We start from the raw sequence: 20,192 nt of genomic DNA on the forward strand, positions 1-20,192 counted from the left end.
CACGGTGGAATACTTCCCGTAGGTCCCTTTCGATGAACACCGAACATGGTGAGCCCTTCTCGCCACCGGGACTCGCACACGTTGTCCGTCACGGCGTTCAGGTGAGACGGACGAGGCGCCAGCGGTTGTCCGCGCTGCCGTTGTCGGGGTCCTGGACGGCCTGCGCGCCCCGGGCGACGGAGCCGTTGAGGATGGCGAGCAGCTTGCCGCTGTTGACGTTGCGGATCCGGTGTGTGCCGTCGCCGTTGTCGATCAGGGTCCAGCGGTGGTCGGCGGTGCCGTTGTCGGACCATTGCAGGACGCGGGCGTTGTCGGCGGTGGACATGTTCTCCACGCCGAGGACCTTGCCGCTGTTGACGTTGCGGAATCTGACCGCGCTGCCGTCGGTGACCATCACCCAGTTGTGGTCGGCGGTGCCGCTGTCGTCCCATTGCAGGGCGAGGCCACCGTCGACGGTGGACATGTCCTGGATGCCGAGCACCAGTCCACTGCCGACGTTCACCAGCTTGTAGGTGACGGCGGCGGCGCCGGTGTTCCAGTAGACGGTGTAGTTGAAGCCCTGCGCGTCGTGGAACGGCCCGATGTTTACCGTCGCGCCGTTCGCGGTGGCGGTGAACGCCAGGCTGCTCGTGCTGGTCCGGGTGATCGTCGAGACGGTCAGCGCGGGCAGGCCGGCCGGCGTGGTGCTGCCGTAGTTGCCGCACAGCACCGCCGGGCCGTAGGTGATCGCCTGCACGTCGGCGTTGTCGTTCGCGGCCCGCATGATCACCCGCATCGGCAGCTTCACCGCGATCGTGTCGCCGGCCGCCCAGGTCCGGGTGACGGTCGCGTAGCTGCCGGGCGTCGCCGTGACGCTCTGCACGGTCCCGTTGACGCTGATTGTCGCGCCGGTGGTCCAGGACGGTATCCGCAGCCGGATGCTCCACGACCCGCTCATGGTGCCGGACAGCGTCAGCGTGGTGGTGTCGCTGACCGGGAACGTGGTGTTCTGGGTGACGGTGATGCCGCGCTGGGTCCAGGTCAGCACCGACGGCACGAAGAGGTTCACCGTCAGCGTGGTGCCGTTGTAGAAGTAGATGGAGTCCATCAGCTTCGTGTTGATCTCGACCCCGGTGCCCTGGCAGCACCAGAAGCTGTTGTAGTCGGTGGACCAGGTGCCGCCGCCCCACGCGGGGCCGACGCCGCGGCGGCCGCCGGGGTTCAGCGGCGTGAAGTAGGTGACGTGGCCGTGGCTGTCGGCCGGGTTCTGCGCGCCGATGACGTGGTTGAGCAGGGTCCGCTCGTAGAAGTCGAAGTAGTCGGCCCGGCTCGGGTCGAGCTGCCACAGCTCCCGGGTCAGCTTCAGCATGTTGTAGGAGTTGCAGTGCTCGCAGGTGTCGTTGGTGAGATAGCCGGCGATCGCGTTCGGCGCGCGGAAGTGCTCGGCCTGGCTGTTGCCGCCGATCACGTACGTGTGCGCGCCGGTGGCGATCCGCCAGGCGTTGGCGGCGATGTCCCGGTAGCGGGTGGTGCCGGTGGCCTTGTACTCCCGGGCCGCGCCGACCCACTTCGGCACCTGCGTGTTGGCGTGCAGGCCGTTGAGCTGGTCCTGATTGGAGGCGAGCGGGTTGAACACCGCGGCGTGGTCGAACCGCTGTGCCGCGGTGAGCCAGCGCCCGTCGCCGGTCTGCTGGTAGATGTCGGCGAGCACCTCGTTCATACCGCCGAACTCGGTGCCGAGCATGGCCTGCATCTGGCTGGAGCTCAGCCGCGCGGTGCGGGTGTCGACCCAGCCGGCCAGCGCGAGGAGCACGTCGCGGGCCTGGGTGTTGCCGGTGTGGCGCCACACGTCGAGCAGGCCCGCGAGGGTCTTGTGCACGCAGTAGTACGGCACGTTCCCGTTCGAGAGGGTCCGGGCCTCCAGCGCGGTGAAGTCGGACTCGGGGAACCCGGAGAGGTATCCGGCGCCGAATCCGGCGGCGCCGTTGTTCGCCTGGCACTTGGCAAGCTCGGCCACCATGTAGTCGGCCTTGGCGCGGCAGGTGGTGTCGCCGAGCACCGCGTACGCCTGCGCCCACGCGGTCAGCAGGTGGCCCTGCATGTGTGTGCGGAACGGGAACGTCGGCGCGTCCCATCCCCCGGTCGCGGCGGCGGAGCCGGTGGACAGCCGGTGATTGGCCCGGAAGTTGTAGAGCAGCCGGTCGACGTCGACGAACCGCAGGTAGCTCAGGGTCCGGTTCTGGTTGTCCAGCCATCGGCCGGCGGTGAGCCGCACCTGGCCGAGCGTGAACGGATAGGCCGAGACGCCGAGGTCGGGCCGCACGGGTGGCACGACGGCCGCCGCGGCGGGTCCGCCGCCGAGCGGCCCGAGGCCGGCCGCGGAGGCCAGCGCGCCCGCGCCGGCGGCTTGCAGCAGCCGGCGTCGGCTGACAGGCAGGGACGACATGGGAACCTCCGCGTCGGGGAATGTTAACGGTAACAATCTCGCGCTGGGGATGTTACGGGATTGCTACGATCCATTCAAGGACGTGATTGTCTTACGGGCTCAGGGTGCGGTGACCACGGCCCGCGACCGGGCGACGGTCACGTTGTAGGTGTTCCCCTGCGAGTGCCGGATCCTGGTCGCGTTGACGGTGAAGACGTAGGGGGTTGCCGCCCGCAGGCCGCTGATGGTGGCCGTCAGCTCGTGGCAGCCCTTGCCCGGCTCGACAACGGTCCACGAGAGCTCCGGCTGCCGGCCGACCACCAGCGCCTGCGAGACGGCCGCGACCCGGTAGGCGACGACGGCGGGGTCGCCGGGGTGGTACCAGGTCACGGTCGCGGTCGTGCGGCCGGGCCGCACCAGCGCGACGTCGATCCGCCCCTGTGGCTGCGTCTTGACGCACTGCGGCTCCCCCGGCCGCGCGGCGGGCACGGAGACGGGGGACGACAGCGCCGCACCGCCGGGCTCCGCGGGCGAGGTGCGCGAAGAGGGCGAGGTGCGCGAAGAGGGCGAGGTGCGCGCGGCGGGCGAGGCGGACCGTTTCGGCTGCGCCGATCCCGCCGCCACCACGATCCAGCTCTGCGCGGACGGCGTCGCGGTGGCCGCCGCGTCCGGGCCGGCGGCGGCCGTCGGGGACGGGGCGCACCCGCCCGTCACGAGCGGCAGCAGGGCCGCGGCGGTGCAGAGCATTGCCGAACGACGGTTCACCGGGATCCTTCCAGCGGACGGCGCGGTCGGCCACACCTATCGGCCGCCGGGCGCCCCTGCTGAGCAGCCAGGGCGCAAGATCAACTATGTGTCTATCGGGACTGACCCGGTCCCGGCGCGCCTGCCCGCCGATCACCGAAGGCACGGTGCCGCCCCCCGCTCCGCGACGGCCTCGCCATCCGCGGCGGCGGCGCCGGCCACGAGGGCAGCACCGGCGCCGGCAGCGCCAGCGACGGCGTCGCCGGCCCGCGCTGGGCGTGTACCAGCTCCGGCGTGGACGACTTGCGCACGTACATCTCGGCGTCGGCGGCCTTGACCAGGGCATCTCCCGACAGGTCGGTCCCGGCGCCGACGGCCATGCCGACCGAGACCCCGAGGGGTAGCTCGTGGCCGGCCCACCACACCGGTTGCCACGCCAGCTCCTCCACCCGGCGGCGCAGGCCTTCGGCATCGGCGGCCTCGGCGTCGCGACAGAGCACCAGGAACTCGTCGCCGCCGATCCGGGCCGCGAGGTCGTCGGCCCGCAGCGCGCGCGTCAGCCTTTCCGCGAACGTACGCAGGACATGGTCGCCCGCCTCATGGCCGTACTCGTCGTTGACGATCTTGAATTTGTTGAGGTCGCAGTAGAGCACCGCCAGGCCCGGGGATTCCCCGCGCCGGCAGCGTTCGACCTCCTGATCGAGCACGGCGAAGAACCGGCGCCGGTTGATCAGGCCGGTCAGCTCGTCGTGGTGCGCCTGGTAGCGGAGTGCCTCCTGGTCCGCCGTCCGTTCCGCGAGCAGCAGGCCGATTCGCATGATCACCAAGGGGGTCACGACCAGGGTGCCGAGGGACAACAGCAGCGTGTCGGAGGTCCGGCCGAACAGCGTCGGGATGCTGCCGACGACCGGCACGAGCGCCAGCACGAAGCCGAGATGGTGCAGCTTCACCGGCGTCAGCTCGCCGCGCCGCCAGCCGTTGGGCTGAGTGAACTCCGTCGCGCTCGGATGCAGCGCCGCCGCGGCCAGGCCGAGATAGCCGACGATCGCGCACAGGTCGACGATCGGCGAGTAGTAGTCGCTGTCCGGGCGCGTGGTCATCAGCGAGGCGACCACGCTGACGATGGTGGAGGTAAGGCTGATCACGAAGTAGGTCAGCGAGACCCGCGCGGTGCCCGCCGTCTTGGCGATCCGCATCAGCGCGCCCATGCTGGCCGTCAGCATCAGCAGCTTGGCCAGGTAGACCGCCTGGGTGGGCATGGCCGCCCCGACGCCCTCCAGGTGGGGCCGGAGCAGGATCTCCCACCCGGGTGCGATCAGGCCGACGCCGATCAGGGCGGCGTCGAGGATGCCTCCGCGGTCGCCGGCGCCGTGCCGGAACACCACCATCAGGGCCGCGCTGAGAATGCACATGTACGCGACGACCTGGAGGATCAGATTGGCCGGCCCGTCGGCGCCGACCGGGATACCCAGGCCGAGATCCATGAACCACAGGTGGTTGAAGATCGTGAAGAGCACGGTGCCGAGCAGCAGGATGTGCCAGGTGCCACGCCGCTCGATCTTGTTGATCCGCATGCCGACGGTGATGCCGACGACCGCGAGGGCGCTGGAGGCGGTCACGACCGCCAGGCGCACCGAGGTCGGGCCCGCCAGGTGCACGACGCAGGCGGTGAGCGCCGTCAGCACGTACGCCACATGGACGAACTGAGGGCGCTTCACCAGGCCCCCCACAGTCCTCGTCCGCACGTCTGACATATCGGCAGGACCGGTCGAGGGTTGAGTCCGTCGCGAGTGATCGCGCCTACTCCGTCGAGTTATCTCACCAAGTGGGAACACGGCGGCGAGAACGTAATGGCAACGCGTCGACGGGGACGGCAAATCAATTGGGCGCGTCAATATATGAATTGAAAAGGAAACCGTTCCGATGCAAACGGCTCGGCGCGGCGCATCGGAACCGGACCACTCGTATAGACTCCGGCTCCATGCTCACGATGCAGGAAGCGCTGGCCCGGTTGACGGCGTACTGGACGGCTCAGGGCTGCCTGACCGTCCAGCCGATGAACACCGAGGTCGGCGCCGGGACCCTCAACCCGGCCACCTTCCTGCGCGTACTCGGACCCGAACCCTGGCGCGTCGTCTACGTCGAACCCTCCGTACGACCCGACGACTCCCGATACGGCGAAAACCCCAACCGCCTACAGACACACACCCAACTCCAGGTCATCCTCAAACCCGACCCCGGCAACCCCCAAGAGCTCTACCTCGGCAGCCTCACCGCACTCGGCATCGACGTCACCGCACACGACGTCCGCTTCGTCGAGGACAACTGGGCATCCCCCGCACTCGGCGCCTGGGGCCTGGGCTGGGAAGTCTGGCTCGACGGCCTCGAGATCACCCAGTTCACCTACTTCCAGCAAGCCGGCGGCCTCAACCTCGACCCACCCTCCGTCGAGATCACCTACGGCATCGAACGCATCGTCATGGCGTTGCAGAACAAACAGCATTTCAAGGAAATCGAGTATTCGCCCGGCATCAGCTACGGCGAGGTCTTCGGCCAGAGCGAATACGAGATGTCGCGGTACTACCTCGACGACGCCGACGTCGACGCCAATCGGCGGCTCCTGGAGATCTACGCCGCCGAGGCACAACGACTCCTCGACGCCGGCCTGCCGGTGCCCGCGCACACCTACGTCCTCAAGTGCTCGCAGGCCTTCAACGTCCTGGACTCCCGCGGCGCCGTCTCCACCGCCGACCGCGCCGCCGAATTCGCCCGCATGCGCCGCCTCGCCGGCGACGTCGCCAAGCTGTGGCAGGCCCGCCGCGAGGAGCTCGGACACCCGCTCGGCCTGATCGGGCAGGCCCCGCCGGCCGAGCCCGCCGCGGCCGCACGGACCGGCGACGAGCCGCGCACGCTGGTCTTCGAGATCGGCACCGAGGAGCTGCCGCCGAGCGAGGCCCGCGCCGCCCGCGAGGAACTGCGCCGGACGATCACCGACGGCCTCGGCACGACCCGGCTGCACCACGGCGACATCCAGGTCCTCGCGACGCCGCGGCGCCTGATCGCGGTGGTCGCGGGAGTCGCCGCCCGGGAGGAGGACCACGTGCGCGTGGTCAAGGGCCCGAAGGTCGCGGCCGCCTACGACGCCGACGGCGTACCCACCAAGGCGCTCCAGGGCTTCCTCCAGGGCCAGGGCGCGACGCTCGCCGAGGTCGAGGAGCAGGACGTCAAGGGCGCGCGGCACGTGGTCGTGGTCCGGCAGGAGGCCGGCGGCGCGGCGCCCGAGGTGCTCGCCGGCGTGCTCGCGAAGATCGTCTCCGGCCTGCGGTCGTCGAAGAACATGCGGTGGAACGATCCGCAGCTGTCGTTCAGCCGGCCGGTGCGCTGGCTGACCGCCCTCTGGGGCGACGACGTCGTGCCGGTCGCGGTGTCCACCCTCGCCGCCGGCCGCACCACCCGGCTGCTGCGCACCGCGGCGTCGCCGGTGGTGCCGGTGGCCTCGGCGGAGACCTTCCTCGAGACCCTCGCGGCCAACGGCATCCTCACCGACCCCGAGGACCGCCTCACCGCGATCGCCGGCGGCGCCACCGACCTGGTCCGCTCCGCGGGCGTCATCGACCTGGCCGGCGAGGCCGCGCTGCTGAACCAGATCGCCTACCTGGTCGAGGCGCCGACGCCGCTGCTCGGCACGTTCGACCCGGGCTACCTGTCGCTGCCCGAGCCCGTGCTCACCTCCGTGATGCGCAAGCACCAGCGTTACCTGCCGGTCCGCGACGCCGCCGGCGCGCTGCTGCCGATGTTCGTCACGGTGGCGAACGGGCCGGTCGACGTCGACCTGGTCCGTGCCGGCAACGAGGCGGTGCTGCGGGCCCGGTACGAGGACGCGGCGTTCTTCTACCGCGCCGACCGGCAGACGCCCCTCGCGGCGATGCTGGAGCGGCTGACCCGGCTCACCTTCACCGACAAGCTCGGGTCGATGGCCGACCGCGCCGGCCGCATCGCCGCGCTGGCCACGGCGCTGGCCGGGCCGCTCGGCCTGGACTCGCCCACGCTGCGGCGGGCCGCCGAGCTCGTCAAGTTCGACCTCGGATCCCAGCTGGTGACCGAGATGACCAGCCTGGCCGGCATCATGGCCCGCGACTACGCGCTCAACGCCGGCGAGAGCGAGGCCGTCGCCCGGGCCGTCTACGAGTCCGAGCTGCCCCGCAACACCGGCGACGATCTGCCCGCCACCACCGAGGGCGCGCTGCTGTCGCTGGCCGACCGGCTCGACCTGTTCGTCGGGCTCGCCGCCACCGTCGGGCTGCCGACCAGCAGCAGCGACCCGTTCGCCGTCCGGCGCGCCGTGCTCGGCCTCGTCGCGGTGCACCGGGCACACCCGGACCTGGCCGCGCTCAGCCTCGACGACGCGCTCGCCGCCGCGGCCTCGCTCCAGCCGGTCCCGGTGGCCGCGGACGTGCTGTCGGCGTGCGGCGTGTTCCTGGCCAAGCGGTTCGAGCAGGCCCTGATCGAGGAGGACCGCCCGCTCGACCGGATCCGCGCGGTGCTGCCGCGGTACGCCCGCCCGTCGCTCGCCGTCGGCCTGCTCGACCAGCTCGACTCGCTCGTCGCCGCCGACTCGGACTTCGTCGCCGTCGTCGCGGCCATCCAGCGGGCGCGGCGGATCGTTCCGCAGGACACCCCCGCGCAGTACGACCCGGAGGTGTTGAAGGAGCCGGCCGAGGTCGCGCTGCACGAGGCGGTCGCGGCCACGGTGGCCGACCTGCGCTCGGCGCCGGAGCCGGACCTGGTCCGCTTCACGGCCGCGACGGGCCGCATCGTCGCGCCGATCGGGGACTTCTTCGACGACGTCTTCGTCATGGCCGACGACCCGACGATCCGCAAGGCGCGGCTCGGCCTGCTGGCGACCGTCCGCGACCTCGGCGCCGGCCTGCTGGACTGGGCCGAGCTGCGCCTCTGACCGCTCCGATGGGCGAGGTCCGGGTCGGCGTCGGCGTGTTCGCCGTGCGCGACGGCGCGTTCCTGATGGGCCGCCGGCACGGCGCGCACGGCGCGGGCACGTGGTCGCTGCCCGGCGGCAACGTGGAGTTCGGCGAGTCGTTCGCCGACGCGGCCCGCCGCGAGCTGTGTGAGGAGACCGGCCTGACGATCGGGAACCCGGAGCTGCTCGCGGTCACCAACGACGTGTTCGCCCGCGAGGGCCGGCACAGCGTGACGCTGTGGATGGTCGGCGACGAGGTCGGCGGCGAACCCGTCGTCCGCGAGCCGGACAAGTTCACCGACCTGGGCTGGTACGACCTGGACTCGCTGCCGGAGCCGCTGTTCCAGCCGTGGCGGCAGCTGTTGACGATGCCGGCCCTGGCCCGGCTCGACGCCATCCTGCGGGTCAGAACGTGGCGATCGGGTTGACCGGGCTGCCGGAGGTACCGGCGAGGCGTACCGGCGCGACGGCGAGGTGGAAGTCCCACTGCCCGAGCTCGGCGGCCGTCGCCGCGCACGCCTCCAGGTCGCAGTTGTCGAGCAGCCACAGGCCCATCGCGACCAGGCCCACCGCGTGGACCGGCATCAACACGTCCGGGTACCCCGAGGGCTGAACGTCCTGGGGTGTGTCGGCGCCGATCAGCGCGACGCCGCGTTCGCGCAGCCACGGCAGGCAGGACGCGTGCCAGCCGGCCTGCGTGAAACCGCCGGTCGCACCGGCCTCGTGCCGGGCCCGGCCATAACCGGTCCGTAGGAGCAGCGCGTCGCCGGAGCGCACCCGCACACCCTGGCGACGCTCGGCCTCCTCGAGATCGTCGGGAGACACGCCCTGCCCCGGTTCCAGCCACGGCACCTCGCGGGCCCTCGCGACGTCCAGCAGGACGCCACGCGTGATGATCCCGTTCGCCGCCGCCGTGACGGCCGCCCACGCCGAGCCCGTCGCGGGGTCCACCAACGAGTGTGAGCGCCCGTTGTACATGGTGCCGTCCCAGAAGATGTGGCACGGCGAGTCGAGGTGGGTGAGCGTGTTGCCGTGGAACGTGAGGCCGAGCCGCTCGGACGAGAAACCCCAGCGCCGGTCGGCGTGGAAGGCGACCACCGGCATGTTCTCGGCACCCGGCATGTCGGCGGCGCACGGGTGCGTCGTCGTCGACCGCTCCATGTCCTCCGGCGCGGCGACCTCCCACGCGCAGGACACGCTCCTGCCGTGGCGCACGGCCCGCGCCGCCGCCAGCCGGACCTCGTCGGTGATGTGGTTCAGGGTTCCGCGCTCGTCCTCGTCGCCCCACCGTCCCCAGTTCGACAGCGAGTCGAAGTATCCGAGCACGTCGTCCTGCGTGGGCATCGGTCGCCGCAGCGTCATCCCAGCACCGACTCCTCCGGTCACGCGGTTCGAGGCACCGCAGGTAGGTTAACCCGCCGCTACCCGGCTGGCTGCGGATGGTACCGCCGGGCCGCCCGTGTACCGGATCCGCGCGAGCATCAGCAGGCTCGCGGTGATGCCGGTGGCGCCGAGGGCGATCAGGCGCGGATCACCGCGGTACAGGCCGTACGTGGCCCAGCAACAGACCTCGCCGAGGGTGAGCAGCCAGGTGCCGGCCGAGACGCCCGTCGGCCGGCGGGTCCGGTACGCGGTCACGACCGACGGCAGGACCTGGACCGCGGCGGCGGCGACCAGCAACGTACCGAGGCCCCGGGTGCCGGCGACCGCCGCGGCACCGGCCAGCAGGGCGGCCCAGGCGCACACCGCCGCCGCGGCCCGGGCACTCCCGCACCCCAGGCCGGTCAGCAGGACGGCGACCGTGGTCGCCAGCAGTGTCGCCGCCGTCGACGGGACCAGCGCCGTCCAGTACCCGGACGCCGCGAAGTAGGCGAACCACGCCGCGTTGTTGACGCCGGCGAGCGCGGCCCAGGACCAGGAGACGCCGGCGGGGTCGCGGGTGCGGCGCAGTTTCCTGATCTGCGGCAGATACTGCGGAATGCCGAACGCCGTCGCCACGAACGGGAGGGAGTCGAACAGATACTCCATACGCCGGAACGATATGCCGATATCGACGCAGGTACTTTGCTAAATAATGCTCGAATTCAATGGCCAGGGCTAGAATCCGGCGCATGGACGCCATTGACCGCAATATTATTGCGCTCCTGGAGGCGGACGGCCGGCTCACCGTCACCGAGCTGGCCCAGCGGGTCGGGCTCAGCGCGGCGCCGGTCCATCGGCGGCTGCGCGAGCTGGAGCGCGCCGGCACCATCCGGGGCTACCGGGCGATCGTCGATCCGGCCGCGCTCGGCCTCGGGTTCGAGGTGCTGGTCTCGGTCACCATGGACCGCGAGGACGCCGCGACGATCGAGGAGTTCGAGCGCGGCCTCGCCGGCGTCGCCGAGGTCCGGCACGCGGAGCGGCTCTTCGGCGACCCCGACTACGTCGTGCGCGTGGCGACCGCCGACCCCGAGGCCTACCGGCGCGTCCGGGACGAGAAGCTGGCCACCCTGCCCGGCGTGCGGCGGCTCACCTCGACGATCGTGATGAAGAACGTCGTCGACGAGCGGCCCTACCCGCGGCGGCTACCGCGGCAGCGGGGGTAGCGCCGGCCGGTCCAGCCACTCGGCGAACAGGCCGTCCAGCGACTCCCGGGCGAAGCGCTGCGCGTGCGCCCGGAACTGCTCGGTCGTCACGGTCGCGTGCCGGTGGTCCGCGACCCAGGCCCGCAGCAGCGTGAAGAACGCCTCGTCGCCGACCCGCTTGCGCAGGGCGTGCAGGGTGAGCGCGCCGCGCTTGTAGACCAGCGGGTCGAACATCCGGTCCGCGCCGGGGTTCGCGACGATGACGTCCCGCGGGCGGGCGGCGAGGCGGGCGTGCCACTGCGCCGCGCACGCGTCGGTCGGCAGGTCGCCGCAGACGCCGGACCACAGCCACTCGGCGTAGGTGGCGAAGCCCTCGTTGAGCCAGATGTGCCGCCAGTCCGCGACCGTGAGGCTGTTGCCGAACCACTGGTGTGCCAGCTCGTGCACGACGAGCCGCTCGTGGGTGCGCCGCCCGTCGACGTGGTTCCTGCCGAAGACCGCCATGCCCTGCGCCTCGACCGGATCGTCGAGCTCGTCGTCGGCGACCACGACGACGTACTCGCTGAACGGGTACGGCCCGAAGAGCCGCTGCAACGCCTCCATGATCTCGCCGTGCCGGCCGAAGTCGTGCGCGAACGCGGCGCGCAGGGCGCGCGGTATCGCGGCGCGCTGCGTCACCCCGCCCGCGGCGATCTCGACAAGCTCATACCGTCCGATCTGGACGCTCATCAGGTAGGGCGGTGTCGGCTCGAGGCGCTCGTAGACCCAGGTGGTGCTGCCCGCGCCGCGGCGCTGGGACACGAGATCACCGGTCACCATCACCGCGTACGGTGAAGCGGTCGTGAGCGCCACCCGGAAGGCGGCCTTGTCGCCGGGCCGGTCGTTGCAGGGGAACCACGACGGCGACCCGTTCGGCTGGCTGGCGACGAGCGCGCCGTCGGTGAGCTCGTCCCACCCGACGTCGCCCCACCGGCCGGAGATGGGCACCGGCTTGCCCGCGTACCGGATGTCGACCCGGAACGTGTCACCGGCGAAGATGGGGCGCTCGGGCCGGATGTGCAGCTTGTCCGGCCGGTGCGTGTATTTCGCCGGCCGCCCGTCGACCCGGATGTCCTGGATCCGGAAGTGGCCCAGGTCGAGGGTGAACCGCGACAACGGCTGCACGGCCACCGCGGTGACGGTCGCCCGGCCGGCGAGCCGGTTGGACACGACCCGGTAGTCCAGGTCGAGGTCGTAGTGCGCGACGTGGTAACCGCCGTTGCCGTGCTCGGGAAGGTACGGGTCGGTCGAGCGGTCGGCACCGGGCCAGGCGCCGCGGGCACCCGGTACCTTCCGGATCATGCCTGACGGGCGGCCGGGGCCGGCCAGGTCGCGATGGGGTTGCCGAGCCACCGGCTGTCCTCGGGCACGGCGTCGCCGCGGGTCACCAGCGAGCCGGGCCCGACCGTGGTCCGGGCGCCGATGCTCGCGCCGGGCAGCACGATGCCGTGCGGGCCGAGCGCGGCTCCCGCGCCGAGGGTCACCTCGTCCATGCTCATCACACGATCATGGAACAGGTGGGTCTGCACCACACAACCGCGGTTGACGGTCGCGCCGTCGCCGAGCCGGACCAGGTCGTACTCGGGCAGCCAGTAGGTCTCCAGCCACACGCCCCGGCCGATCTTCGCGCCGAGCGTCCGCAGCCACGCGGTGAGCAGCGGCGTGCCGCTGGCGAAGCGGACCAGCCACGGCGCGGCGAGCACCTCGACGAACGTGTCGGCGAGCTCGTTGCGCCACACGAAGGAGGTCCACAGCGCGCGATCGGCGACCTTGAACCGCCCGACCAGCAGCCACTTCGCGGCCGTCGCGACGGCGGCGGCGACGATCGCCGCGCCGAGCATCACCGGGCCGGCGGCCAGCGCGGCCACGAGCGCTCCGGCGACCTGCCACGCGAACGCCAGCGCGGCGAGGACACCGACGGCGAGGGCGGCGGTCAACATCACCGGCACGATACGGCAAAGTTCGATCGCCGCGCGGGCCAGCTTCAGCCGCAGCGGCGGGTCGAAGGTGCGGCTGGTGTCGGCCGACTCCACGGTGCGGCGCAGCGGCATCGGCGGCGCGCCGAGCCACGACGAGCCCTTCTTCGCCTTGCGCGGCGTCGACGACAGCACGCCGACGAGGCCGCGCTTGGGCACCGACCGGCCGGGCGCCGTCATCCCGGAGTTGCCGAGGAACGCCTGCTTGCCGATCCTGGCCGGCGCGACCCGCAGCCACCCGTGGCTCAGCTCGTACGTGGCGACCATGGTGTCGTCGGCCAGGAACGCCCCGTCGTCGACGGTGGTCATCGCCGGGAGCGCGAGCACCGTCGACGCCTCGACGCCGCGACCCACCTTGGCGCCCAGCAGCCGCAGCCACACCGGCGTGAACAGGCTGGCGTAGAGCGGGAACAGCCCGACCCGGGCCATGCCCATGAGCCGCTCGGTCGCCCAGACCTGCCACGCCACCCGGCCCCGAACCGGGTGGAATCCGGCGCGCAGGCCGATGCTGAGCGCCCGGACGGCGACGAGCACCAGCAGCGCGTAGCCGACGAGGTAGGCGACGGTCGCCGCGGCGACGGCGGCCACCACCGCGCCGGCCGTCGGCCGGACGGCCAACGTCCAGCCGACCAGGGCGATCGCCGGCAGGGCGGCCACCATCGGCAGCAGCCCGATGAGCTGCGCGGTCGCCCCGTACGCGGCGGTCCAGAACCGGGAACGCAGCCGCGTCCGCGGCGGACGCTGCGCGGGCCACCCGGCCGCGGCCTCGGCGCCGGGCGCCGCGGGCGAGCCGGACCAGCGCTGGTTCGCCGGCACGGCGCCGGCCAGGGTCGAGCCGGCGGCGATCCGCGCGCCCTTGCCGACCCGGGCGCCGGGCAGGAGGGTGCTGCGGGAACCGACCCGGGCGCCCGGGCCGACGTGTACCCGGCCGACGCGCACGACGTCGCCGTCGACCCAGTGGCCGGACAGGTCGACCTCCGGCTCGATCGCAGCGCCGCGGCCGAGCTTGAGCAGGCCCGTGACCGGCGGCGCGGAGTGCAGGTCGACGTCCGGGCCGACCTCGGCGCCGAGCGCCCGGGCGTAGACGGTCATCCAGGAGGCGCCGGCGACCCCGGTCGCCCCGGTCACCTCGGCGAGCCGCTCCGCGGCCCACAGCCGCAGGTGCACGCCGCCGCCGCGCGGGTAGCTGCCCGGGCGCACGCCGCGCAGCAGCAGCCGCGCACCGCCGGCCGACAGGCCGATCCGGCCGAGCGGGCTGAACAGCAGAGCCCAGCCCAGCGCCACCCACCACCAGGACACGGCCGGCGCCCACGGCGCCGGGACGACGAGGGCCAGCACGTTGCCCAGCGCGGCGAGGACGGTCAGCCAGCGGAGGCCGACAAGCGCGAGCATCGGCAGCAGGAGCACGCCCTGCGCCAGCCCGGCCCGGCGCGGCGTCGGCCGGACCTCGCGGCGGACCGCCGCCGTGGTGTCGAGCCCGTCGAGCACGGCCGCGAGCCGCGACAGGCTCGGGTGCAGGTAGATGTCGGCGACCGAGACCCGCGGATGCCGGCTCCGGATCCACGCCACCAGCTGCGCCGCCGTCAGGCTGCCGCCGCCGCTGCTGAAGAAGTCGGCGTCCGCCTCGGCGGGGCGCACGCCGAGGATCTCCTCCCAGCCACCGGCGAGCCAGTCCTCGGTGGCGGTCAGCTCGACCGCCACGTCCTGCCCGGTGGCCAGCGGCCAGGGCAGCGCGGCCCGGTCCACCTTGCCGGACGTCCGGGTCGGCAGCGCGTCCACCACCGCCAGCAGCGGCACGAGCGCGGCAGGTAGCTGCTCGCGGATCCGCAGCGCCGCCGCCGCGGCGTCGAATTCGGCGCCCTCGCCCGGCACCACGTACCCGACCAGGAGCTGGTTGCCCGCGGCCGTGCGCCGCACCGCGGCGGCCGCACCGGCGACACCCGGCAGGGCCTGTAACGCGGCGTCGACCTCGCCCAGCTCGATCCGGCGCCCGCCGAGCTTGACCTGCTCGTCGCCGCGGCCGACGAACAGCAGCCCGTCGGGTTCAGCCCGGACGATGTCGCCGCTGCGGTACGCACGCCGCCAGCCGAGCGCGGGCAGCGCCGCGAACTTCTCGGCGTCCTTGTCCGCGTCGAGGTAGCGCGCGAGCCCCACCCCGCCGATCACCAGCTCGCCGGTCTCACCCATCGAGACGGGTTCGCCCGCCGCGTCGACCACCGCGAGCTGCCAGCCGGCGAGCGGCAGCCCGATGCGCACCGGGCCGTCGCCGGTCATCCGCGCGGCGCAGGCGACAACGGTCGCCTCGGTCGGCCCGTAGGTGTTCCAGACCTCGCGCCCCGGCACCGCCAGCCGCTCCGCGAGCTCCGGCGGGCAGGCCTCCCCGCCGAAGATCAGCAGCCGGACGTCGTCCAGCGCCTCGACCGGCCAGAGCGCGGCGAGCGTCGGCACCGTGGACACCACGGAGATCCGCTGCCCGGCCAGCCACGGGCCCAGGTCGACGCCGCTGCGCACGAGCGACCGCTCGGCGGGCACCAGGCAGGCGCCGTGCCGCCAGGCCAGCCACATCTCCTCGCAGGAGGCGTCGAACGCCACCGACAGGCCGGCCAGGGCCCGGTCCCGCGGGCCGATCGGGTCGACGGCGCCGTCGGCCAGGAACAGCCGCGCCTCGGCGTCGACGAACGCGGCCGCCGAGCCGTGGCTGACGGCGACGCCCTTCGGGGTGCCGGTCGAGCCGGAGGTGAAGATGATCCAAGCGTCGTCGGCCGGGCCCGGCCGGCCGGTGCGGCCACCGGGCGCGCGGCGCGGCGAGACGGCCAGGCCGTCGCCGAGCACCGCGCAGACGCCCGCCTCGGCGAAGACGAGCTCGGCGCGCTCCTCGGGATCGTCCGCGTCGACCGGCACGTACGCCGCGCCGGCCGCGAGCACGCCGAGGATCGCGAGGTACAGCTCGGCCGTACCGGAGGAGATCCGGACGCCGACCCGGTCGCCGGCGCCGATGCCGTGCCCGGCCAGGGAGGCCGCGACGGCCTCGACCCGGTCGGCCAGCTCCCGGTACGTCAGCACGGTCACGCCGTCGTCGAGTGCGGCGGCGCCGGGGTGCGCGCGCACGGTCTCGTCGAGGATGTCGATGAGCGTGCGGCGCACCGGGGTGCAGGAGGAACGGAACACCGCCGGACCCGCCGACGGGATGGCGATGGGTGGGAGCTCAACCAGGCGCAGATCAGTCGTCACGGTCACCGGGCGTGCACCATCTTCACCTCACGGGTCGGCGTCAACCGGGCGTGCGGCATGGCGCGCCCGCCCGGGGCAACGCTCAACGCTACGTTGGACTAACGCAGAATGACGGAATCGCTACGCTTTCGTGGCGACCAACACAACAAGTCACCCGGGACGAACGCCGCGAATCCGGTCATTGGACGCCGCGAGGCGCACCCACAAGGTGGGTGCGCCCCGGTTTCGCCGATCAGATCAGCAGGGCTTGAGCCAGTACCACGGGTTCACGTTCGCCGTTCCGGACTCCTTGGAGGTCGAGCTCCACCGCTGGACGCTGTTGTTGTCCCAGGCCTTGGCGGTCGTGCCGACGCCGTTGGTGACCGTCTGGTTGTTGTTGTACGGGGCGCTGCCCAGCCAGTTCGACAGCGACCAGGTCTTGCAGGTGTAGAAGTCGAAGTCGGTGTTGCCGTTGACCCGGAAGCAGAGGTGGCCGTAGCCGCACGGGATCGCGGCCAGGGCCGAGACGCTCTTCGACGCGAACCTCACGGTGAGCCCGTCGTACCGGACCTCGTTGGCCGAGACCTGAGTGCCACCCGGGATCGAGGCCAGCACCTTGTCGACCCGCTGCTGGAGGGCGGCGTCGCCCGCCGGCGCGGCGGATGCGGCACCCGTCGTGAGTGCGAGCAGCGCGGTAGCGGCGACCAGCACTCCGGCCATTTTCCTGAACATGGTTCCCCCATTTCTTGGCCGCCAGGCGGCAAGGCCTGTGCCGATCCACGGCTGGAGCCACCCGTCCGGATATCCATGATGGACACTGTCCGGGTCGGCCTCGCTGAGGCGGTGGCTTGATTCTGGGGTCCGGTGGCCGCGAGCGGATCCTGCAAGGTTCCAGGGTGGTGGCCGCGGATCGCGGCCCCGGCTCGACTAGCGTGCGCCTTGATGACTATTCACATTGAGGACCAGGGACAGGGCGAGCCGGTCGTGCTGGCACACGCCGGAGTCACCGACCGCCGGGTCTGGGACGCCGCCGTTCCCGTCCTGGTCGCGGCGGGCTACCGGGTGATCCGCTACGACCAGCCCGGGTTCGGCCGGTCACCGCGCCCCACCGGCCCGCACTCGATGGTCGCCGACGCGCTGGAGGTGCTCGACGCGACCGGCGTCGAGTCGGCGCACTGGGTCGGGCTGTCACAGGGCGGCGCGATCGGCGTCGACGTCGCGCTGGCCCATCCCGGGCGTATCCGGTCGCTGGCGCTGGTCGCACCCGGAATGTCCGGCTACGACTGGCCGGACCTGGCCGGCCGGGACGACCGCGTGGCCGCCTGGGAGCGCGGCGACGGCGCCGGCCTGGCGCTGGAGATCCTGCGGCTGTGGGGACCGATGTCGTTCGACGCGGCCGGGCGGCTGCGCGAGGACGACGCGGCCGCCGCGACCGTGCTCGACCAGGCGGACTGGTTCATGCAGGACGAGGAGGAGGTCGAGGAGCCCGCGGCCGAGCACCGGCTGGGCGAGATCGCCGTGCCGACGCTCATCGTGCTGGGCGACCGCGACGTCGAACCGGTCGCCGACATCGGCCGCCGGTACGAGCGCGGCATCCCCGGCGCCCACCTGGTCACGCTGTCGCCCGCCGACCACCTGCTGCCGCTGCGGGTACCCGACGAGCTGCACCCGCTGCTACTCAAGCACCTCGGGTAGCCGCCAGACGTGCACGTCGCCCGGCCCCGGGCCGCTGGTCACCCAGGTGCCGTCGCCCAGCCCGAACGGATTCGATCCGGCTCCGATCGGATACCGCAGCGCCCGCACCTCCAGCGTCTCCACGTCGATGAGCCAGTGCCGGGCGACGACGCCGTCCGCGTCGTCACTGGTGCCGGCGATGAGCGTTCGGTCGTCGACGACGCCGCAGCCGTAGTCCCAACCGGCGGAGGGCGCCGCCGGTGCCAGATCACCGGCCGAGACGGTGCCGAGCACGGCATGGTCCGACGACCGGTGCACGGCGAGTTCCTCCCGCCGCTCATGGCCGATGGTCAGGAAGGTGTGACCGCCCGGCCCGGCGGCCAGAAGAATCCGGTCGTCGCCGTCGAGCCGGTCGATACGCAGGTGGTCGCCCTGCCGGTGACCCCACAGCGCCGGCGCGCCGTCCTGGCCCTCACCGACGGACAGGCCCATGACGCCCGGGCCGGGATGCGGGATGTGCTCGGAGCCGGCGGCGTACGTCCCGGGATCGGCCCGCGCCAGCACCTCGCCGTCCGCCGCGTCGATCACCAGCCACGCCTCGACTCCGGACTCGCCGCGCGGGTCATCCCCGGCATCCTCGTCCTCGTCGCAGGCCAGCGGCGCCCGCACATGCACCCACACCGCCCGGCCGTCGGCGTCGAACCCGGCCGAGCCGCTGTCCGGATGCCGGTGCTCCCCGTCGCCGGCGTATTCCTCGGCCGATTCGTGGAAGTCCTCGCACGCCCAGCAGGCGTGGCCGATCTCCCAGCGCGTCGCGCCGTCCGGTGCCACCGCCCGCACCGCGTGAAGACCGGTGAACACGGCCAGGTCCAGCCCCGGCGCCACCACGTCCACGCCACTCGCGAGGCGCGGCCACGGCGCCGGGAAGGTGACGGCCGGCGCACCGTCACCCGCCGCGAGACGGTCCAGGTCGTACACCGCCAGCGCGTCGTCGGTACGGACGGTGACCAGCCGGCGTTCGGCCGGACCGGGCAGCAGCGGGCCGTACAACTCGGCGGGCAACGACACCGCGAGGACCGAAGCCGCCATGATCTCCACGCGGAAGATCATCCCGCATCGGAGCCTCGGCGATCAATGCTCATCAAATTGGCAAAGTGCCAAAAGCGGGTACAAACCGATACTACTGACATAGCCGCATGTCTATGTCTTGCCCACGCCGAACCGCGCCGCCAGGCTGGATCCCGGCCGAGAGTCCGCACATGGGGGTGCACCGACATGCTCGAGAAGATCCGGACGCGGCGCCGCGCCGCCGTCGTGGCCGCCCTGGTCCTGACCGTTCCTCTGCTGTTCACGCCGACCGCCGCCCGGGCGCGGACCACCGGCACCAACATGGTCATCACCTGGGCCGTCCACTCGCAGACCGCGGCATACGAGGTGGCGCGCCAGCCGCCGTACATCAACGGCCGCACGTTCGCGATGGTGCAGGGCGCCGTCTACGACGCGGCGAACGCCGTCTCCGGCACCCCGTACCGGCCGTACCTGATCTCACCGCCGGCCCGCCGCGGCGACTCGCTCGACGCGGCCGTCGCCACCGCCGCCTATCGCGTGCTGCTCTCGCTCTTCCCCGGGCAGGCGGAGTGGCTGTCCGTCGAATACGACAGGTCCCTGGCCACGGTCCGCGACGGGCGCGCCGAGCGCGGCGGCATCGCCGTCGGCGGGGCCGCCGCCACCGCGATGATCGCCGCCCGCGAGAACGACGGTGCGGACCGCGCCGCGACCTGGACGGTCGGCACCGAACCGGGCCAGTGGCGGCCGACCCCGCCGGCGTTCGCACAGGACGGCGCGCAGGTCGCCGACATCAGGCCGTTCGTCATCCCGCGCGCCGACCTCTTCGGTACGGCCGGACCGCCGGCACTGGGCAGCGCCGCGTACGCGCGGGACCTCAACGAGGTGAAGGCGCTCGGCCCGGCCACCGGCTCGGCCCGCACCCAGGACCAGACCGAGGCGGCGATCTGGTGGCACGACCGGCGGCAGACCGAGTGGGAGATCAAGCGGCAGCTCGCGCAGACCCGGCGGCTCAGCCCGCTGCAGACCGCCCGGATGTTCGCGATGACCGACGTCACCCGCGCCGACTCGACGATCGCCTGCTTCCACCAGAAGCGCACCTGGAACTTCTGGCGCCCGGTGACCGCGGTGCGGCTCGCCGACACCGACGGCAACCCGGCGACCACCGCCGACCCGGCCTGGACGCCGCTGCTGATCACCCCGCCGTTCCCGGACCACACGTCCGGCCACTCCTGCTCCACCGCGACGATCATGTATGCGCTGCGGCAGTTCTTCGGCCGCGACGACGTGCCGTTCAGCGCCTACAGCACCGACTCCGGAACCACCCGCCACTTCGACAGCTTCTCGCAGGCCCTCGACGAGGTCGTCGAGGCGAGAATCTGGGGCGGCGTGCACTTCCGCACCGCCGACGAACAGGGCACCCGGCTCGGCACACAGGTCGCGCGGTACGTCCTCGCCCGAGAGTTCCGCCCCAGCCACTGAGCCGGCCACACCGTCGTCCTGCCCGGTGACGCATTGCCGTCGCGGCCGGTCGCCTG

At 72.6% G+C, this 20,192-nt stretch carries 14 protein-coding genes; 5 read left to right on the forward strand and 9 right to left on the reverse strand.

Annotated elements, in window-relative coordinates; genetic code table 11:
* Positions 1–97: 97 nt before the first annotated feature.
* From BJ971_RS23810 to BJ971_RS42260, 3 genes are all read right to left on the reverse strand, one after another.
* Positions 98–2,425, reverse strand: a complete 2,328-nt coding sequence (locus BJ971_RS23810; RefSeq protein ID WP_184995438.1) for a beta-L-arabinofuranosidase domain-containing protein — start codon at positions 2,423–2,425, stop codon at positions 98–100.
* A 99-nt stretch (positions 2,426–2,524) separates the two neighbouring features.
* Positions 2,525–3,169, reverse strand: a complete 645-nt coding sequence (locus BJ971_RS23815; protein WP_184995439.1) for a fibronectin type III domain-containing protein — start codon at positions 3,167–3,169, stop codon at positions 2,525–2,527.
* A 92-nt stretch (positions 3,170–3,261) separates the two neighbouring features.
* On the reverse strand, positions 3,262–4,866 hold the full coding sequence (locus BJ971_RS42260; protein ID WP_184995440.1) for a GGDEF domain-containing protein: 1,605 nt from the start codon (positions 4,864–4,866) through the stop codon (positions 3,262–3,264).
* 263 nt (positions 4,867–5,129) lie between these two features.
* Between BJ971_RS42260 and BJ971_RS23825 the strand changes: the two genes are divergently transcribed.
* Entirely contained in the window at positions 5,130–8,105 is a 2,976-nt protein-coding gene (locus tag BJ971_RS23825; protein WP_184995441.1) for a glycine--tRNA ligase, read from the forward strand.
* A gap of 8 nt (positions 8,106–8,113) precedes the next feature.
* Positions 8,114–8,554, forward strand: a complete 441-nt coding sequence (locus BJ971_RS23830; protein ID WP_184995442.1) for a nucleotide triphosphate diphosphatase NUDT15 — start codon at positions 8,114–8,116, stop codon at positions 8,552–8,554.
* Here the strand turns inward: BJ971_RS23830 and BJ971_RS23835 are convergent.
* Both BJ971_RS23835 and BJ971_RS23840 read right to left on the reverse strand, forming a co-directional pair.
* A complete protein-coding gene (locus BJ971_RS23835; RefSeq protein WP_239087657.1) occupies positions 8,532–9,488 on the reverse strand; it encodes a cyclase family protein in 957 nt (318 codons plus the stop codon). The genes BJ971_RS23830 and BJ971_RS23835 overlap by 23 nt on opposite strands.
* Before the next feature lie 48 nt (positions 9,489–9,536).
* Positions 9,537–10,154, reverse strand: a complete 618-nt coding sequence (locus BJ971_RS23840; protein ID WP_184995443.1) for a hypothetical protein — start codon at positions 10,152–10,154, stop codon at positions 9,537–9,539.
* Between the two features lie 83 nt (positions 10,155–10,237).
* Here BJ971_RS23840 and BJ971_RS23845 point away from each other — a divergent pair, with 83 nt between their 5' ends.
* A complete protein-coding gene (locus BJ971_RS23845; protein ID WP_184995444.1) occupies positions 10,238–10,711 on the forward strand; it encodes an Lrp/AsnC family transcriptional regulator in 474 nt (157 codons plus the stop codon).
* Here the strand turns inward: BJ971_RS23845 and BJ971_RS23850 are convergent.
* From BJ971_RS23850 to BJ971_RS23860, 3 genes are all read right to left on the reverse strand, one after another.
* Entirely contained in the window at positions 10,691–12,031 is a 1,341-nt protein-coding gene (locus BJ971_RS23850) for a M1 family metallopeptidase (RefSeq protein WP_184995445.1), read from the reverse strand. The genes BJ971_RS23845 and BJ971_RS23850 overlap by 21 nt on opposite strands.
* A complete protein-coding gene (locus BJ971_RS23855; RefSeq protein ID WP_377885646.1) occupies positions 12,028–15,936 on the reverse strand; it encodes a Pls/PosA family non-ribosomal peptide synthetase in 3,909 nt (1,302 codons plus the stop codon). The genes BJ971_RS23850 and BJ971_RS23855 overlap by 4 nt, the downstream gene beginning before the upstream one ends.
* Before the next feature lie 237 nt (positions 15,937–16,173).
* Positions 16,174–16,635, reverse strand: coding sequence for a hypothetical protein (locus tag BJ971_RS23860; RefSeq protein WP_203709498.1), 462 nt, complete (start codon positions 16,633–16,635; stop codon positions 16,174–16,176).
* Between the two features lie 222 nt (positions 16,636–16,857).
* Here BJ971_RS23860 and BJ971_RS23865 point away from each other — a divergent pair, with 222 nt between their 5' ends.
* A complete protein-coding gene (locus tag BJ971_RS23865; RefSeq protein WP_184995448.1) occupies positions 16,858–17,610 on the forward strand; it encodes an alpha/beta fold hydrolase in 753 nt (250 codons plus the stop codon).
* Here the strand turns inward: BJ971_RS23865 and BJ971_RS23870 are convergent.
* Positions 17,590–18,687 carry a hypothetical protein gene (locus tag BJ971_RS23870; protein WP_184995449.1) on the reverse strand — a complete coding sequence of 366 codons (1,098 nt, stop codon included), beginning with the start codon at positions 18,685–18,687 and terminating at the stop codon, positions 17,590–17,592. The genes BJ971_RS23865 and BJ971_RS23870 overlap by 21 nt on opposite strands.
* Positions 18,688–18,864: 177 nt before the next feature.
* Between BJ971_RS23870 and BJ971_RS23875 the strand changes: the two genes are divergently transcribed.
* On the forward strand, positions 18,865–20,136 hold the full coding sequence (locus BJ971_RS23875; RefSeq protein WP_184995450.1) for a vanadium-dependent haloperoxidase: 1,272 nt from the start codon (positions 18,865–18,867) through the stop codon (positions 20,134–20,136).
* Positions 20,137–20,192 lie beyond the last annotated feature (56 nt).

The organism is Amorphoplanes digitatis (assembly GCF_014205335.1).
GTDB lineage: Bacteria > Actinomycetota > Actinomycetes > Mycobacteriales > Micromonosporaceae > Actinoplanes > Actinoplanes digitatus.

Excerpts from the sequence above, each read along its gene's own strand:
- BJ971_RS23850 (WP_184995445.1), bottom strand. The coding sequence starts at position 12,031 with ATGATCCGGAAGGTACCGGGTGCCCGCGGCGCCTGGCCCGGTGCCGAC.
- BJ971_RS23825 (WP_184995441.1), top strand. The coding sequence starts at position 5,130 with ATGCTCACGATGCAGGAAGCGCTGGCCCGGTTGACGGCGTACTGGACG.
- BJ971_RS23830 (WP_184995442.1), top strand. The coding sequence starts at position 8,114 with ATGGGCGAGGTCCGGGTCGGCGTCGGCGTGTTCGCCGTGCGCGACGGC.
- BJ971_RS23835 (WP_239087657.1), bottom strand. The coding sequence starts at position 9,488 with ATGACGCTGCGGCGACCGATGCCCACGCAGGACGACGTGCTCGGATAC.
- BJ971_RS23860 (WP_203709498.1), bottom strand. The coding sequence starts at position 16,635 with ATGGCCGGAGTGCTGGTCGCCGCTACCGCGCTGCTCGCACTCACGACG.
- BJ971_RS23845 (WP_184995444.1), top strand. The coding sequence starts at position 10,238 with ATGGACGCCATTGACCGCAATATTATTGCGCTCCTGGAGGCGGACGGC.
- BJ971_RS23865 (WP_184995448.1), top strand. The coding sequence starts at position 16,858 with ATGACTATTCACATTGAGGACCAGGGACAGGGCGAGCCGGTCGTGCTG.
- BJ971_RS23840 (WP_184995443.1), bottom strand. The coding sequence starts at position 10,154 with ATGGAGTATCTGTTCGACTCCCTCCCGTTCGTGGCGACGGCGTTCGGC.
- BJ971_RS23875 (WP_184995450.1), top strand. The coding sequence starts at position 18,865 with ATGCTCGAGAAGATCCGGACGCGGCGCCGCGCCGCCGTCGTGGCCGCC.
- BJ971_RS23810 (WP_184995438.1), bottom strand. The coding sequence starts at position 2,425 with ATGTCGTCCCTGCCTGTCAGCCGACGCCGGCTGCTGCAAGCCGCCGGC.